Source organism: Sphingobacterium sp. UBA7253, from assembly GCF_002472745.1.
Taxonomy (GTDB): Bacteria; Bacteroidota; Bacteroidia; order Sphingobacteriales; family Sphingobacteriaceae; genus Sphingobacterium; species Sphingobacterium siyangense.
Genome location: NZ_DKSP01000222.1, coordinates 23913 through 26345 on the forward strand (window position 1 = coordinate 23913; position 2433 = coordinate 26345).

Sequence of the window (2433 nt, forward strand, 5' to 3'; positions counted from 1 at the left end):
GGGATCTTTCAGAAAAAAAGTGAAATCGGAAAACAACTGAAATTTATAGCGCGACAAGTAAACATTGCTTTCCCAGCTTTCCTGATCACTGATCAGCGCACGGTATTGCATCGCCAAATTCATGCGGGATGTATTTCCGCCTTCAGTAGAATCGATCGACCCCCAACGGCTAATCAGTCCCTGCCGAACGGCCCGCTCCGGAATCTGACCCGATGCATTCCAACCCGAGCTGAATATGGACCCCTGGAGATTGATATAATGTTTCTCATCGATCCACTGATTATACTTCGCAAATAGATTGACACGACTAAAATTTTGCTTGATGTCAAAAGGACCGTTCGAATAATTGAACTCACCTGCAGCATAGGCATACTTATTCTGCTCATGGTTATTCACCAGATTAAGCATGGCTACCGTACGCCAGGAGTCAAAAGAACCCCCTTCAACCTTAAAAAGATTATGATCCAAATGATCCAAGGTTGTAAAATTAACATAACCCGATGTATTCAGATCACCTTTGTCTGCATAATAGGCCCCCTTGCCAAAATCAATATCTTTAACCGTTTCTGGAATAATAAAATGAAGATCTGTGTATCCTTGACCGTGCGCATGAGAGACCATATTGACTGGAATACCATCTGCAGTAATGGCAATATCTGTACCATGGTCATTATCAAATCCACGCAAAAATATCTGCTCAGCCTTTCCACCGCCGGCATGCTGTGCTATAAAGAGCCCAGGAACTTTCCGCAATAGATCTTGTGCCGAATTAACAGGAATCTTACTTAAATCAACTTTGCTCAATGTTTTACTGCTATTGAATGCATCCACCTGAATTTGACTCAACTGCACTTCATTTTTTTGCATCTCGATTTCAATAGGAGACTTCGCTTCTTTTAGGATGTACATCTGATCGAGATAGCCTATCCGGCTCAATAACAAAGTATCCGGAAATGTTCCCGGCTGTACCGAAAAAGTTCCATTCGATGCCGTATGACTATGTTTTATTCCCCGTTGGTAACGTATATTTACTTCTTCTAATTGCTGTTTACTATCCTTATCTTTTACCGTTCCCTGAATTACGTGTTGCTGTGCGTAAATGTGGGTAGCAGCCAGTAAGCCTATAAAAAAGGTAATTTGACGTTTGTTCATATTTTGACGTTTGTTCATAATTTTAAAAAAATTACCATCCCAGAAATAACATCCCCGCACCGCAAATTGACAGGACTGCGCCACTAATGGCGTGTACATATCGATCAAGTTTTTCGGTATCGAGCAAGTTATAGCCATAAATTCCCAACAAGACCATTCCGACCATGGTTACCACTGTCGTAATGGTAAAAGTGCTAATCAGCGTAATCACCTCCGTCATTGAGCGGTGTGCACCTGAAAAAAATAAAAGAGGTATCAATGGTTCCGATGGTCCCATGACGAAAATTGCAAATAATACCAAAGGCGTTACCTTTGTCTTTTGATGATGGTGATGATGCCCTGATGCACTTTTCCCATGGGTATGTTCATGCACATAAACTTCATCACCCATCACATCAAAATGCTTATGGGAATGCTTCTTTGACATTTTCCAGATCCCGTAAATCAAATATCCAAGTCCAAAAATAAATAGTGCCCAACTTGAAACATTGCCACGCACGTCCTGTAACCAGCTGATTTTATTGAGTTGCCATCCAAGATAAACGCCAATAATCCCCAGTATGACCGAACTGAAAACATGTCCGAGTCCACATATAATTGTCCATAATATAGTTTTTCCCAACGACCATTTTTTCGATTTGGACAATACAATAAAGGGCAGATAATGGTCTGGCCCCGATGCAGTATGAAAAAAACTGATCGTAATAGCTGTAATAGCTAATGCATAAAGTGTTGTGTTCATATAAATGATTTAATAGCAAAGCAGATGATAAACTGCTTCCTTCAAGCAATGATTTGTTACATAGGTTATATAGTCGTGTATTGACTCAACCCATGATATTCACCAAAAGAAAAAGGGGATTAACCGAAAATTTTAAAGGAATGGTATAGGATACACTTGTCTGGCAGACTGTTAGACAAATATTTATTTTGGAGTTCATAAAAACTATGCCACGACTTCTTATCCGTAAATAGCAAGAAAATAGGCAGAATCAGTCCCAAGGCACAGAGCCGAACGGCATATGCTAAATGTTGATCATAACTCAATTCGAATGAGCATTCTTCGATCGATCCGAGATAAAAATCGAAATGGGATTGTGATGAAGCTATTGACGGTTTTGACGCGTTTTTATAGGCAGCATGTGAAAAGACATCCTTGTTTATTTTACCTGTAATAAACATACAGAAAAAAACAATGGGCAATAACATTAAAAGATGTCTTATATACCTATACATAGCATGTCACATCCTTATGGGATTGATGGATCAAATTTATTATAA

Annotated in this window: 2 protein-coding genes; both read right to left on the reverse strand. The window is 39.4% G+C overall.

Going from position 1 to position 2433, the window contains the following annotated elements:
- On the reverse strand, window positions 1-1170 hold a 1170-nt coding region (locus B2X72_RS23055; protein WP_286851607.1), incomplete at its 3' end, for a TonB-dependent receptor plug domain-containing protein.
- Window positions 1171-1183: 13 nt separating this feature from the next.
- Window positions 1184-1894 carry a hypothetical protein gene (locus B2X72_RS23060; RefSeq protein ID WP_145329122.1) on the reverse strand — a complete coding sequence of 237 codons (711 nt, stop codon included), beginning with the start codon at window positions 1892-1894 and terminating at the stop codon, window positions 1184-1186.
- Window positions 1895-2433 lie beyond the last annotated feature (539 nt).

Excerpts from the sequence above, each read along its gene's own strand:
- B2X72_RS23060 (WP_145329122.1), bottom strand. The coding sequence starts at position 1,894 with ATGAACACAACACTTTATGCATTAGCTATTACAGCTATTACGATCAGT.